Raw genomic sequence first — 12,293 nt, 5'->3', positions numbered from 1 at the left:
CAGCAGCGCACGCCGAGCTTGGCCATGCGCGACTAAAACAACGATAGATTCGTCGCATTTCCCTGCGGCATGGGCGTGGCGCGCCAGTATTCCGCCGGCGTCCCATGCAGCATGGCCATGGCCTCGTCAGGCGTGGCGTCCAGCCATGCGTCGTAGGCGGCATCCGTCAATAACACGACCATGCGCTTTTCTTCATTGGCGCGGTGATACCGCTGAAATAGCGGATGCGCGTCAGCGTTGACGGTGATCATGCTGTAGGTTTCCAGCGGATCGCCCGCCGTATCCACGCCCCGTTCCCAGAGACCCGCCAGACCAAGCGGACTGCCATCCGCGCGGGTGAAACGCGTGGGGATCTGGAATTTCTGACGCCAGTCCGGCTCGAAAATGGCGTCGGCCGGGATGATGCAGCGTTGCCTGTCGAACCACGCGGCCTGGAAGGTGCGAGCCGAGTCGAGTCGGTCGGATCGGGCGTTGAAAGTGGAAATTTTCGCCAAGGGCGCCGTGCCGCGCCGGGTCAAGCCCCAGCGTCCGACGACGGCTTCGCGTTGATTGCTGTTGCCGCTATTGCCGCTATTGCCGTTGTCGCTGTTGTTGCTGCTGTTGCCGTTACCACTGCCATCACCACCGCCCTTGATTGGCCGGCGCACGAATATTCCTTCACCGCCCGGATGCATATCGTGCGCATAAGACTTTTCGGGCATCGGCACGCCGAATAGTTTCAGCAGCAGTTCGGCGTCCTTCAGGGTCTGGTAGTGGCTGCACATGGCACCCTCCCATTGGAAGGGCCAGTATATGACCGGCGTCGTAGCGGCGGTTGCAGCAGCAACCCGCGCAACGCCCCCCCTTAACCGCCCTATTTCTTCGGCGCGTACACCACCTTGATCGGCGAGCCCGGCTTGAAGTTCGCGGACTGCGGCCCGTATTCCGGATTGAATGACGGATGCCAGGCGCGCAGCTCGGTATCCGACAGCCATTCCAGTTGCAGTTGATCTTCCGGCGTGGGCGCATCGAATTGCGCCAGGGATTTGACGGCGGACTGGCATGCTTCCGACACGCCGCGTTCCAGAATGGAAACCTGGGTCTTCTCCGTCCACGTCAGCGACCCGGGTTGCGGGCATTTGCGGACTTCGACGTGGTATTTGCCGCCGGGCGACGGCAGATCGACGATGATCTTGTTGGGGCCGCACGCGGTCAACAGGACGGACATGCCCAGCAAGAGCGGGAGGCTTTTTTTCACCGGTGATCCTTTTATCTCTTTTGTCTGTTGGGCCGTTTTCTTGGCGCGGCGCCTGGTTCTGATCGAACGCATGGCCATGCATCCGTCGGCCTGGAAACTGCTGGAAATGATACCGTGGGACGCTACCGAGACGTTCCGCGATGTTTTAACCCAATATGTTCCAAACGCCTGCCCGGGTTCTACAATTTCCACCGCGCCAGGCCGTCAACTTCCTGCCGCAGCGGCATGGGTGCGGATCGGGACGCCAGCCGGCACAGGCGGCAACCAGACCCATCCGCGCATACCTCCACCCACTGACCAGGAGTGTTGCATGCTGAACCGGGAACGTTATCGTGGCCGCCTGATCGACCATATCGGCTTGGTCGTGCGGGATTTCGCCGCGAGCAAGGCTTTTTATACGGCCATTTTCAACGCGCTGAATATCCCCATTGGCGGCTCGGACGAGCGCAATCTGTGGGCGGACGAGCTGTTTATCTCGACGTCCGACAGCAACGAGGTTCAAGGCCACCTGACCGGCCGCATGCACCTGGCGTTCCAGGCGCGGGACAGGGCGATGGTGGATGCGTTCTACCAGGCAGCAATGGCGCAAGGCGGACGGGATAACGGCCCGCCGGGCGAACGCCACTACCACCCCGGCTATTACGCGGCGTTTGTGCTGGACCCGGACGGCAACAATATCGAAGCTGTCTTCCACGGCAAGTCCGAGCGCAGCGCGGCCGCGGTGCATATTCGGTATTAAGACCCACGCAGATCAAGGCCATTCACCCCAAGGCCGGAGTATGCTGCCCCTGAGCACTCGCTCCCTGACGCGTCGTCAAGGGTCTTACCGACCCAAAGGAACCGCCATGCTTGATCTCTCGTCGAAATCGCGCCGCATCGCCCTGACCGCTTTGACCCTGGGCCTGGCCAGCGCCCTCTTCACCGGCTGCACCACCACGGGCCCGCAATCGACGGCCTCTGCCGCCGACAAGCGCCAGGAATTGAATGCCGCCGCCACGGCGACCTTGTCCAAGCTGTACGAGGCCGCGCCCCAATCCAGGCAGCTGGTGGCCCAGGCGCGTGGCGTGCTCGTGTTTCCGGCGGTGTTGAGCGCCAGCTTCATCGTGGGCGCCCAGCACGGTTCAGGCGTTCTGCGGGTGAATGGCCAGGACACCGGGTACTACAGCATCACGGGCGGGTCCATTGGCCTGCAGATCGGCGCGCAGTCCAAGGCCATGGTGGTCCTGTTCATGACGGACGATGCCCTGGCCAAGTTCCGCAACAGCAGCGGCTGGACGGTGGGCGCCGACGCGACGGTGGCCGTGGCGAATCTGGGCGTGAACGGCAATATCGATTCGTACACGGTACAGCAGCCCATCGTGGGTTTCGTGCTGAACAACGGCGGCCTGGTCGCCGGGGTGTCGGTGGACGGCAGCAAGATCTCGCCGTTGCTGCTGTAGCCCCCGGGGCGGGTTTTGTAGAGACCCGCCCTACCCCCGCTGGCTCAACGCGCGGCTGATGCGGTTCTTCGCGACCGTGGTCTTGGGCACCTTGAACGGAAACCACGTCCGCACGTCTTCGTCCAGCCCGATGCCGTGCATGTAGTTGTAGATCGCCTTTTTCAAGGCCCGGCCGAGCGCGTCATGGTCCACGCCGGTCGGGTCGTGAAAGCCGATGTCGTTCTTGGCGAACGTGACCTCGGGCAGCGGCTGCAACGTGACGCCGTATTCCTCGGGGTTCTTGCCCACCGGGGAATGCACCGTACAGGCAAAGCGGTGGAAAAAGCCGCTCTGGATGCAGTCGTTCTCGAACAGCTGGCGCACGTATTCCAAGGCATCGACGGTGTCCTGCACGGTCTGCGTGGGAAAGCCGTACATCAGGTAGGCGTGCACCAGGATGCCGGCGTCGGTGAAGGCGCGGGTGACGCGGGCGACCTGGTCGACCGAGACGCCTTTTTTCATCAAGGTCAGCAGCCGGTCGGACGCGACTTCCAGGCCACCCGACACCGCGATACAGCCGCTGTCGGCCAGCAGTTCGCACAGTTCGGGGCTGAAGGTCTTTTCAAAGCGGATGTTGCCCCACCACGAGATGCCGGCATTGCGTTCGATCAGCTCGGTGGCCAGGGCTTTGAGCGACTTGGGCGGCGCGGCTTCGTCGACGAAGTGAAAGCCGGTCTGACCGGTTTCGCGGACGATGGCTTCGATGCGGTCGGCCAGCACGGTGGCGGACGCGCCTTCGTAGCGGCCGATGTAGTCCAGGCTGACGTCGCAGAAGCTGCATTTCTTCCAGTAGCAGCCGTGGGCCACGGTGAGCTTGTTCCAGCGGCCGTCGCTCCAGAGACGATGCATGGGGTTCAGCATGTCCAGCAGCGACAGGTAGCGGTCCAGCGGCAGGCCGTCCCAGGTGGGGGTGCCGACCTCGGCAAAGGCCACGTCGGGTTCGACCATGTTGATGTAGCGGACCGCGCCGGATTCGGCGTCGCGCACGAAGGTGCGGACCAGGCGCGAGCGCGAGCGCTTGCCCTGCACGTGTTCCAGCAGGGCCAGCAAGGGGCGTTCACCGGCGTCCAGGCAGACGTAGTCGAAGTAATCGAAGACGCGCGGGTCTTTCAGTTCGCGCAATTCGGTGTTGACGAAGCCGCCGCCCAGCACGGTGACGATGCCGGGGTCGTGCGCCTTGATGGCCTGGGCGATGCGGAAGGCGGCGTAGACGGCGCCGGGGAACGGCACGGACAGCAACACCATGGTGGGCGCGTGGCGCGCCAAGGCTTCGTGGGTCAGGTCGCGCAGCGTGTCATCGACCAGGTTCAGCGGCGCCGCCAGGGCTTCGGCCAAGGGGTCGAAGGTGGGCTGGCTGCCGGCCAGTGACTCGGCATAACGCACGAATTCAAATCGCGGGTCGATGCCGTCGCGCAGCACGTCGGCCAGGTCGTTCAGATACAGCGTGGCCAAATGCTTGGCGCGGTCTTGCAAGCCCAGCGCGCCGAAGGCCCAGCCCAGGGGATCGCCGCCGTCTTCGTCCATGTACACGTCCAGCGTGCTGAAACGCGGCCCTTCCGGCAGGAAGTTGCGGCCGACGATACGGTGCGCCAGGGTGGAATCACGGCCTTGCAGGAAGGCGATGACCGGGCCGATGGTGGCCAGGTAGCGCGGCTGCATCGCAATGAAGGCCTGGATAGGCGGGGTGTGCTGTTCCAGCGGCAGGGTGTCGATCTGGGCGGCGACGGCGCGCAGGCCGTCCGCCGACAACAGGCGCAGCACCAGGGCCAGCGCCAGGTCTTCCTGCACCGCCGGGACCTCGCGCGAACGCAGAAAGCCCGTCAGGTAGGCGGTGGACGGATAGGGAGTGTTGAGCTGCGTCATCGGCGGAATGACCGACAGGACGCGTAAAGGCAAAGAGGACATGAGGCACGGCAAGGCTGCCGTCAAAGCGGGGATCAGGGTGGATTATAGGCAGTGCGGCCCCTGGCCCGCTGGCGCAGCCCGATTCGCTACACTGGCTCGATGCGCCAAGCCTCCGACCCCTTCGCCCCGCTCAGAAAAGCCCGCCCCGCTCGCCAGAACTCGTTGCTGTGGATCATCGAGCCCCTGGAACGGGACCCGAATTTCACGCACCGCAAGATGTTCGGCTGCGACGCGGCGTATCTGGATGGGTCGCTGTATCTGGTGGTGGCCGAGCGGGACGAACCCTGGAATGGGGTCCTGGTGTGCACCTCGCACGATCGCCAGGAAGCGCTGATCGACGAGGTTCCCGCCCTGGTGCCGCATCCGCAATTGAGCAAGTGGCTGTACCTGCCGCAATCGGACGAGCAATTTGAAGCCTGGGCCACGCATCTGGTGGAACTGGCGCTGGCGCGGGACCCCCGAATGGGCGTGGTGCCCAAGCCGCGGGCGCGGCGACGCAAGTCCTGGCGCAGTGACGAGTAAGCGTGGCATAGCCCGGCTGGCTCAGGCTGGCGCATCCCCTAACAGTGCGGGAAGACGAAGGCTCAGCGCTGGCCGGCGGCCTTGGGCGCCGCGCAACAATGTTGGGTATCGATGCGATGATTGCGGCAGGCCGGCAGCCCAGGCACGCTTTTGCACACCAAGGACTGATAGGGCAGCGCATAAGTGAAACGCTGATCCAGCATGCATAGCTGGGCCGCGGCGATATCGTTCAGCGGCATGACGTCGACAGGTTCCTGGGTAGTGGTATATCCGCACGCCTGCATGGCCTGCCTGACGCCTTCGGAATCCGTGTCGAGCCGCGCCCAGCGGGAGGATTCCGCCGGCCTGGGCGGCCGTGGGCGGATTCGCGCCGGGTCGAAATCCGGATCGGTGCCGAATGTCTTGCCGCGCGGCACCTGTGCGCAGGCAGGCAGATCGGGCGCGTCAGTGCAGACAATGCGCCGCCCCAGGTAGCGATAGCCCTGATCCAGCATGCACAATTCGGCGCGGGCATAGTCGTCTGGCGTCATGCGGCGGTTGTCGATATAGGCTGAATCCGCAAAGCCGCAGCCCAGCAGCGCTTCGCGCACGCCGGCCTCCTGGACGCCGGACTTCTGCCAGAGCGTGTACAGCGGCGGAATGGGCTGCAGCGGCCGCGACGCCATGCAGCCGGCCAACAGCCCCAGGCAAGACAGCGCGACCCACCAGGCGATGCGGCGCAGGGAACCCATCACCGAAACCGCAGATGCCGCCGCTGCAGATCGGCCACGGTCTGGCAGCCCATCAGCTTCATCGCCCGTTCGATTTCGATGCGCATCAGGTCCAGCGCCCGTTCCACGCCAGGCCTGCCGGCAGCGGCCAGGGGGAACAGGTAGTAGCGGCCCAGGCCCACGGCCTTGGCGCCCAGCGCCAGGGCCTTGAGCACGTGCGTGCCGCGTTGCACGCCGCCGTCCATCATGACGTCGATGCGGTCGCCGACGGCGTCGACGATTTCGGCCAGCTGGTCAAACGCGCTACGTGAGCCATCCAGTTGGCGCCCGCCGTGGTTGGACAGCACGATGCCAGTGCAGCCGATGTCGACGGCGCGTTTGGCGTCTTCGACGGACATGATGCCCTTCAGGCAGAACTGGCCGCCCCACTCGGCCACCATCGCGGCGACGTCGTCCCAGTTCATGGCGGGGTCGAGCATGTCGGTGAAGTAGCGGCTGATGGACATGGCGCCGCCGCCCATGTCGACGTGGGTGTCCAGTTGCGGCAGCCGGAAGCGTTCGTGGGTGACGTAGTTGAGCGCCCAGGCCGGCTTGGCGGCAAACTGCGCGATGCCGGCCAGGTTCAGGCGAAACGGAATGGCAAAGCCGGTGCGTTTGTCGCGTTCGCGGTTGCCGCCGGTGATGCTGTCCACGGTCAGCATCATGACCTGCACGCCGGCGGTCTTGGCGCGCGCCATCATCTCGCGGTTCAGGCCGCGGTCTTTGTGGAAGTAGAACTGGTAGACCTGGGGGCCGCCGCTGATCTGGCGGGCTTCTTCCAGGCTGACCGTGCCCAGCGACGACACGCCGAACATCGTGCCGAACTTGCCGGCGGCCGCGGCCACGGCGCGTTCGCCATCGTGATGGAACAGGCGCTGCAACGCCGTGGGCGAGCAATACACCGGCAGCGCCAGCTTCTGGCCCATCACCGTGACGGACATGTCCACCTGGGCCACGCCGCGCAGCACGTCGGGCACCAGGTCGCAGGCCTCGAAGGCGCCGGTGTTGCGGCGGTAGGTGGTCTCATCGTCGGCGGCGCCGTCGATGTAGTTGAAGATGGGGCCGGGCAGCCGCTGGCGCGCCATGCGGCGAAAGTCGTGGAAATTCTGGCACTGAGTCAGACGCATTGCGGGGTCCTTGGTCAACGCTGCAGGGGCGCGACGGCGCCGTCATGATATCGCCAAAGATCAGGCCGACCGGGCCCCTGCGCCCGGAAATTTCCGCTGGGGGCATGGCGAAATTTTCGATACCCGGCACCGTCATGGCGCGTTGCGGCCAGGGGCTGACGGCCCTGTGCAACGCGCGGCAGACGACGCCAGGGTCCCGTGACGGCTAGCGACCCAGCCGCACCACCAGCTTGCCGAAGTTCTTGCCCTCGAGCAGGCCGATGAACGCTTGCGGCGCCTGTTCCAGGCCGTCCACAATGTCTTCGCGCCAACGCAGCTGGCCTGTCTTGATCCATTGCGCCGCCTCGCGCAGGAAGTCGTCCTGCTGCGCGTCGACGAATTCGTGCTGGATGAATCCGCGCAGCGTGATGCTCTTGGCCAGGATCTCGCGCATGGTGGTCGGCAGGCGGTCGGGGCCGCTGATGGCCGCCGGGTCGTCGTTGTAGTTGGCGATCAGGCCGCACACCGGCACGCGCGCAAAGTTGTTCAACAGCGGCAGCACTGCGTCCCACACGTGGCCGCTGACGTTCTCGAAATACACGTCGATGCCGTCGGGGCACGCCTGGGCCAGTTGCTGCGCGAAGTCAGGCGCCTGGTGGTCGACCACCGCGTCAAAGCCCAGCTCGTCTTTGACGAAGGCGCACTTCTCGGGGCCGCCGGCAATGCCCACGACGCGTGCGCCCCGAATCCGGGCGATCTGGCCCACCACCGAGCCGACCGCGCCGCTGGCGGCTGCGACCACCACGGTTTCGCCGGGTTTGGGTTGGCCGATGTTGCGCAGGCCCGCATAGGCGGTAAAGCCCGGCATGCCCAGCACGCCCAGGGCGGTGGAAGGCGCGGCGACGGCCGGATCGAGCCGCCGCAAGTCGCTGCCGTCGGACAGCGCGTACTGCTGCCAACCGGCCGCCGACAGCACCACGTCGCCCTCAGCCCAATCGGGATGCCGGGAGACTTCCACGCGGGCCACGGTGCCGCCCACGATCACGTCGCCGATCTCGATGGGCGGCGCGTAGGATTTGGCCGCGCTGATGCGCCAGCGCATGTAGGGGTCCAGCGACAGGTACTGAACCCGCAGCAGCACCTGGCCGTCGGCCGGCTCGGGGATGGGGGCCTGCTCGAAACGAAAATCGTCGGGACGCGGCCGGCCGACGGGGCGGGTAGCCAGGACGACACGCAGATTCTGAGGGGCGGACATGGAAGTTTCTCCGTAGTTCAAGGGGACGCGAAGGGCATTCGGTTTCGCGATACGGGGATACTAGGAGCGCCGCAAAGATACAGGTAGACTGAACTCTCATAATCCAGACTTAACAGATTGATAATGTCAGACCCTGCCCTGTCCGGTGACTTCGACCCCGCCCTGCTACGCACTTTCGTGGCCGTTTGCCGCCACGGCAGCCTGAGCCGTGCCGCCGATCAGGCCGGGCGGGCCCAATCAGCGCTCAGCACGCAGATCCGGCGGCTGGAAGAACAGGTGGGCAAGCGCCTCTTGCACCGAACCGGCCGCGGCATGGCGCCGACCACCGAAGGCGAATTGCTGCTGAGCTACGCCAACCGCATCCTGGCGCTGGGCGAAGCCGCCGCGGCCCGGTTGCGCGAACGCGCGGTGGCGGGCAGCGTGCGCATCGGGCTGTCGGAAGACGTGGCCGTGGTCGCCCTGCCCGCCGCGTTGGGCCGCCTGCGGCGCGCCTGCCCGCAGTTGCACCTGGAGGTCGTGGTGGACGACGGCGAAAGGCTTGCGGCGCGCTGGCAGGAAGGCACGCTGGATGTGGCGGTGGGCGTATGCGCGGCGTTCCTGGATGAACCTGTGCAGACCTGGGCGGTGGACCTGCACTGGGTCTGCGCCATCGACGAAGCGCCCGACCCGGACGCGCCGCTGGAGGTGATCGTGTATGCCGAACCGTGCTCGTGGCGCCGCCTGGCGTTTGATGCGCTGACCGCGGCCGGGCGTGATTTCCGCGTGTCGCTGACCAGCCACAACGTAGGCGCCACGATTGCCGCGGTGGAAAACGGCTTGGGCGTGGCGCTGCTGTCCAGCGAATGCGTGCGGCCCGACACCATGCGCATCATTTCGCTCGGGCCCGATGGCCCGCCCAGCCTGCGTGCGCAGTTTGGCATGTATGCATCGAAGCGGCTGAACGACAGCGGCCGCGCCGCGGTGTCGTTGCTGCGGGAAAGCCTGCAGAATTGGGGCGTGCCGCAGCCAGCATGGCCGACCGGCGCGGGGTATTCGCCCTTGCCGGACGCCCTGCCCGTCGTGGGGCTGGCCGGCTAGTTCGGCGAATTATCCGGCCGTGGCCGGCGCATCCACGGGCTCGCCGAACACGCCGCGCCAGGCCTGCGTCAACACTGCGGCCTGTCCGTGGGCGACCCACTGCGCGCCGCCCAGCGCCATGGCGGCGTACAGGCAGGCATCGCTGACATTGCGCCACATCGGCGTCAGCCATTGTTCGATTTCACCGTCGTCTTCGGTCAGCTCGAAAGCGGCGTCGCCGTCCAGCGCCTGGGCGCGTTCGCGCACCAGCGTGTGTATCAGCAGAAAGCCGGCGTGGATGGGCGAACGTTGCTTGTCGATGCGGCGCGTGGCCGAGAGCACGCCGTCCCAGGCTTGCAGGGCGCCATCGGTTTCAGGCGCGGCGCCATCATCAGCGGACCAGCGCATCCAGGCGCGGCCCCAGGCCCGCCACGCCTGCGGCGGCACGCCGGCCGCAAGTTGCTCGGCCTGCGGGCGCGACAGCTTGCGTATCTGCTCAAGCAAGCCGACGATCGCTGCGCCCTGCGGGCCGAACAACGTCGAGACGGGCAATTCCTCGAGCAGTTCGATCACGGCGGCGCGCCAGTAGCCAGGCTGCGCCACCAGACCCGACATATCGCCCAACTGCGTCACCCGCACCCGCCACAGACGGCCGGGCCAGCGGCTGCCGATCGTGATGCCGGCCACGGACTGCTCGACCACCATCCAGGGCGGCACGGCCTGCGGCAGGCTGACCTGGTTGCCCGATCGCTTCAGGGACAGCGATGCGTCGGCCGCATCGAACCAGAAGCCCTCGCGTTCAGCCGGCAAACTACGCCGCCTTGCCTGCGCGCTGGGCCTGGATCAGTTCCATGACGTTCAGCGTCAGGCGCGTGGTGTGGCTGCGCATGGCCAGGTAAGCCTGTTCCGGCTGGCCGGCCAGAATGGCTTCGACGATTTTCTGGTGTTCGCGGTGCGAGACCTCGAAGCGGCGCTCGACGCCGGATTGCGCGGCGCGGAACGGCGCCAGCCGTTCGCGCAGGCTTTCGACGGCGGCAACCAGCGTGGCGTTCTGGGTGCCCTGGCAGATCAGTTGGTGAAAGCGCGAGTTCAGTTCCAGATAGGCCTCGGTATCACGCTTGTCGGCCACCGATTCGGCTTCTTCGTGCAGCAGTTCCAGCTGACGGCGCTGCATGGCGCTCATGCGTTGCGTGGCGATGCGGCAACAGAGCGATTCCAGTTCGCACAGGGCTTCGAGCATGTCGGCCAACTGGTCGGGGCTGGTGTTGATGACGACGCCTCCGCGGCGCGGCACCAGTTCGATCAGGCCGCGCGCGTCCAGCAACCGCAATGCTTCGCGGACGGGCGTGCGCGACACCTGGAATCGTTGCGCCAGGGCGGGCTCTTCAAGCTTCTCACCGGGAGGCAGGAGGCCGGAGATGATGTCTTCGGCGAGCTGTTGGCTGATTTGGGCGGCGATGGTTGGCACTAATGTCCTTCGAATCAGTGTCGGGAGTGGCAAAAATTATACACGCCCCCATTTTTTCGCCTGATTTGTGGCTAAAGATATTTCAGCCAAGCCATCTGCGTGCATATCCACATTTTTGTACACATTGAGTGAACACGACTTCGTGTCCGCCTTGAGCAGGTACGCCGTGCCGGCCGTTTCCGTCACTTCTATCCAGGGGTTTCCCTCATCACAGGTCCGCTTCCCCTGCATTTGGCCTAGGAATCCCAAAAATCCTTTGTGTATACACATCAATAACAATGTACACTTTGAGAAAATTATGTACCTTAAACAGGACAAGGGGAGACCAACCACATGGCATCGACTTCAGCCGTTTTCAGGGGCGTCACAAGATCGGGTTCGCGCACCGCGCGCCAGCCCCACCGAAGGCGGGTGGCCGCTGCCGCCGTGCTGGCGGCCAGCGCCGCCGGCCCCGCGCTGGCCCAGCCCGGCAGCAGCGTGCAGATCTACGGCTTCATCAAGGAAGACGTGGAAACCGTCAGGCTGTCGGGCAATGGCCGCTCTGAATCCCTGACCCGGCTGGTGAACGACCTGTCGGTGCTGGGCTTTCGCGGCCAGGAAAGAATCAGCGGCGATCTTGAAGCGTTCTTCCAGATCGAAACCAATCTGCGCATGACCGGCACCGGCACGTCGGAAATCTCCGACCGCAATTCCGGGCTGGGGCTGCGCGGCCCCTGGGGCGAGTTCCTGATGGGGCAATGGGAAATGCCGCTGCGCTTTGCATCGGTCTATACGGTGGACCCGTTCACGGCCGGCGTGTTCGCGTCGAACTCGATCATGGGCAATGGCTTCACCACGGCCGGCAATGGCGTGGCGCCGCATTCGTTCGACCGGCGCCAGAAGAACCTCTTCCAATACGCCACGCCAAACTGGCGCGGCTTCAGCCTGAAGATGGGCGTGACGCTGCCCGAACGCATGCCCACGGGCAATCCCATGGCGTGGTCGGGGCTGGCCAGCTACGCCAGCGGCGACTGGTTCGTGGCCTGGGGCCACGAGTACCACCGCGACTACTTCTACGACGGCTCGGCAGACCATGCCGACCGCCTGGCCGTGACCTACACCTTTGGCGGCACCAAGCTGCGCGGCGCCTACGAGCGCTTGCGCTACCAGCCCGCCCCGGGGCAGTCGGTGTATCGCGATGCCTGGCAACTGGCCGCCACCCAGAGCTTTGGGCCGCATCAATTGCGCGCGTCCTACACCTACGGCGCCGACGCGCACGGGGACACCACCAAGGCGGTGGGCGGCATCGGCGTGCCGGGCTCGGGGTCCGGCGCCTGGCAGATCTCGCTGGGCTACGGCTACACGCTGTCCAAGCGCACCGAGGTCTGGACGTCCTTCACGCGGCTGGTGAACGGCGAGACCGCTCGCTACAACCTGTCCGGCAATCCGCTGCCGCAACTGACGGCGGGCGACGCCGCGACCGCTTTCGGGGTGGGCATCACGCACAAGTTCTGATGCCGCCCGCCACCGTTTTCATC

General features: G+C 65.6%; 13 protein-coding genes. 5 read left to right on the top strand and 8 right to left on the bottom strand.

Features of this window, described 5'->3' with window-relative positions; translation table 11 throughout:
* Positions 1-32 precede the first annotated feature (32 nt).
* A complete protein-coding gene (locus AC3WMR_RS14020) occupies positions 33-764 on the bottom strand; it encodes an SOS response-associated peptidase (protein WP_492265514.1) in 732 nt (243 codons plus the stop codon).
* 89 nt (positions 765-853) lie between these two features.
* Positions 854-1,237, bottom strand: a complete 384-nt coding sequence (locus AC3WMR_RS14015) for a hypothetical protein (protein ID WP_492265513.1) — start codon at positions 1,235-1,237, stop codon at positions 854-856.
* A 310-nt stretch (positions 1,238-1,547) separates the two neighbouring features.
* Here AC3WMR_RS14015 and AC3WMR_RS14010 point away from each other — a divergent pair, with 310 nt between their 5' ends.
* Positions 1,548-1,976 (top strand): VOC family protein, encoded by a 429-nt coding sequence (locus AC3WMR_RS14010; protein WP_492265557.1) that lies wholly within the window; start codon positions 1,548-1,550, stop codon positions 1,974-1,976.
* A gap of 106 nt (positions 1,977-2,082) precedes the next feature.
* On the top strand, positions 2,083-2,676 hold the full coding sequence (locus AC3WMR_RS14005; RefSeq protein WP_492265512.1) for a BPSL1445 family SYLF domain-containing lipoprotein: 594 nt from the start codon (positions 2,083-2,085) through the stop codon (positions 2,674-2,676).
* Positions 2,677-2,706: 30 nt separating this feature from the next.
* On the opposite strand, the gene AC3WMR_RS14000 is transcribed toward AC3WMR_RS14005, so the two are convergent.
* Positions 2,707-4,620 carry a B12-binding domain-containing radical SAM protein gene (locus tag AC3WMR_RS14000; protein WP_492265511.1) on the bottom strand — a complete coding sequence of 638 codons (1,914 nt, stop codon included), beginning with the start codon at positions 4,618-4,620 and terminating at the stop codon, positions 2,707-2,709.
* Between the two features lie 99 nt (positions 4,621-4,719).
* Here AC3WMR_RS14000 and AC3WMR_RS13995 point away from each other — a divergent pair, with 99 nt between their 5' ends.
* A complete protein-coding gene (locus AC3WMR_RS13995; protein ID WP_492265556.1) occupies positions 4,720-5,142 on the top strand; it encodes a hypothetical protein in 423 nt (140 codons plus the stop codon).
* A gap of 62 nt (positions 5,143-5,204) precedes the next feature.
* Here the strand turns inward: AC3WMR_RS13995 and AC3WMR_RS13990 are convergent, their stop codons facing one another.
* The 3 genes from AC3WMR_RS13990 to curA form a co-directional block, all read right to left on the bottom strand.
* Positions 5,205-5,873 (bottom strand): hypothetical protein, encoded by a 669-nt coding sequence (locus AC3WMR_RS13990; protein WP_492265510.1) that lies wholly within the window; start codon positions 5,871-5,873, stop codon positions 5,205-5,207.
* Positions 5,873-7,018 (bottom strand): alpha-hydroxy acid oxidase, encoded by a 1,146-nt coding sequence (locus AC3WMR_RS13985; protein WP_492265509.1) that lies wholly within the window; start codon positions 7,016-7,018, stop codon positions 5,873-5,875. The genes AC3WMR_RS13990 and AC3WMR_RS13985 overlap by 1 nt, the downstream gene beginning before the upstream one ends.
* Positions 7,019-7,223: 205 nt before the next feature.
* Positions 7,224-8,252, bottom strand: a complete 1,029-nt coding sequence (curA, locus tag AC3WMR_RS13980; protein ID WP_492265508.1) for an NADPH-dependent curcumin/dihydrocurcumin reductase — start codon at positions 8,250-8,252, stop codon at positions 7,224-7,226.
* A gap of 123 nt (positions 8,253-8,375) precedes the next feature.
* On the opposite strand from curA, the gene AC3WMR_RS13975 reads away from it, so the two are divergent.
* On the top strand, positions 8,376-9,329 hold the full coding sequence (locus AC3WMR_RS13975) for a LysR family transcriptional regulator (protein ID WP_492265507.1): 954 nt from the start codon (positions 8,376-8,378) through the stop codon (positions 9,327-9,329).
* A 9-nt stretch (positions 9,330-9,338) separates the two neighbouring features.
* Here AC3WMR_RS13975 and AC3WMR_RS13970 read toward each other — a convergent pair whose 3' ends face one another.
* Together AC3WMR_RS13970 and AC3WMR_RS13965 are read right to left on the bottom strand one after the other, a co-directional pair.
* Complete coding sequence (locus tag AC3WMR_RS13970; RefSeq protein ID WP_492265506.1) at positions 9,339-10,118, bottom strand: hypothetical protein; 780 nt, start codon at positions 10,116-10,118, stop codon at positions 9,339-9,341.
* Position 10,119: 1 nt separating this feature from the next.
* Positions 10,120-10,776 (bottom strand): GntR family transcriptional regulator, encoded by a 657-nt coding sequence (locus tag AC3WMR_RS13965; protein WP_492265505.1) that lies wholly within the window; start codon positions 10,774-10,776, stop codon positions 10,120-10,122.
* A 411-nt stretch (positions 10,777-11,187) separates the two neighbouring features.
* On the opposite strand from AC3WMR_RS13965, the gene AC3WMR_RS13960 reads away from it, so the two are divergent.
* Complete coding sequence (locus AC3WMR_RS13960; RefSeq protein ID WP_492265504.1) at positions 11,188-12,270, top strand: porin; 1,083 nt, start codon at positions 11,188-11,190, stop codon at positions 12,268-12,270.
* Positions 12,271-12,293 lie beyond the last annotated feature (23 nt).

The sequence above is a fragment of the Achromobacter sp. FW305-C-28 genome, assembly GCF_058783235.1.
The sequence above is the reverse complement of the archived record's forward strand: the minus strand, read 5'-3'. Positions and strand labels throughout refer to the sequence as shown.

Excerpts from the sequence above, each read along its gene's own strand:
- AC3WMR_RS14000 (WP_492265511.1), bottom strand. The coding sequence starts at position 4,620 with ATGTCCTCTTTGCCTTTACGCGTCCTGTCGGTCATTCCGCCGATGACG.
- AC3WMR_RS13995 (WP_492265556.1), top strand. The coding sequence starts at position 4,720 with ATGCGCCAAGCCTCCGACCCCTTCGCCCCGCTCAGAAAAGCCCGCCCC.
- AC3WMR_RS14010 (WP_492265557.1), top strand. The coding sequence starts at position 1,548 with ATGCTGAACCGGGAACGTTATCGTGGCCGCCTGATCGACCATATCGGC.
- AC3WMR_RS13975 (WP_492265507.1), top strand. The coding sequence starts at position 8,376 with ATGTCAGACCCTGCCCTGTCCGGTGACTTCGACCCCGCCCTGCTACGC.
- AC3WMR_RS13985 (WP_492265509.1), bottom strand. The coding sequence starts at position 7,018 with ATGCGTCTGACTCAGTGCCAGAATTTCCACGACTTTCGCCGCATGGCG.
- AC3WMR_RS14005 (WP_492265512.1), top strand. The coding sequence starts at position 2,083 with ATGCTTGATCTCTCGTCGAAATCGCGCCGCATCGCCCTGACCGCTTTG.
- AC3WMR_RS13990 (WP_492265510.1), bottom strand. The coding sequence starts at position 5,873 with ATGGGTTCCCTGCGCCGCATCGCCTGGTGGGTCGCGCTGTCTTGCCTG.
- curA (WP_492265508.1), bottom strand. The coding sequence starts at position 8,252 with ATGTCCGCCCCTCAGAATCTGCGTGTCGTCCTGGCTACCCGCCCCGTC.
- AC3WMR_RS14020 (WP_492265514.1), bottom strand. The coding sequence starts at position 764 with ATGTGCAGCCACTACCAGACCCTGAAGGACGCCGAACTGCTGCTGAAA.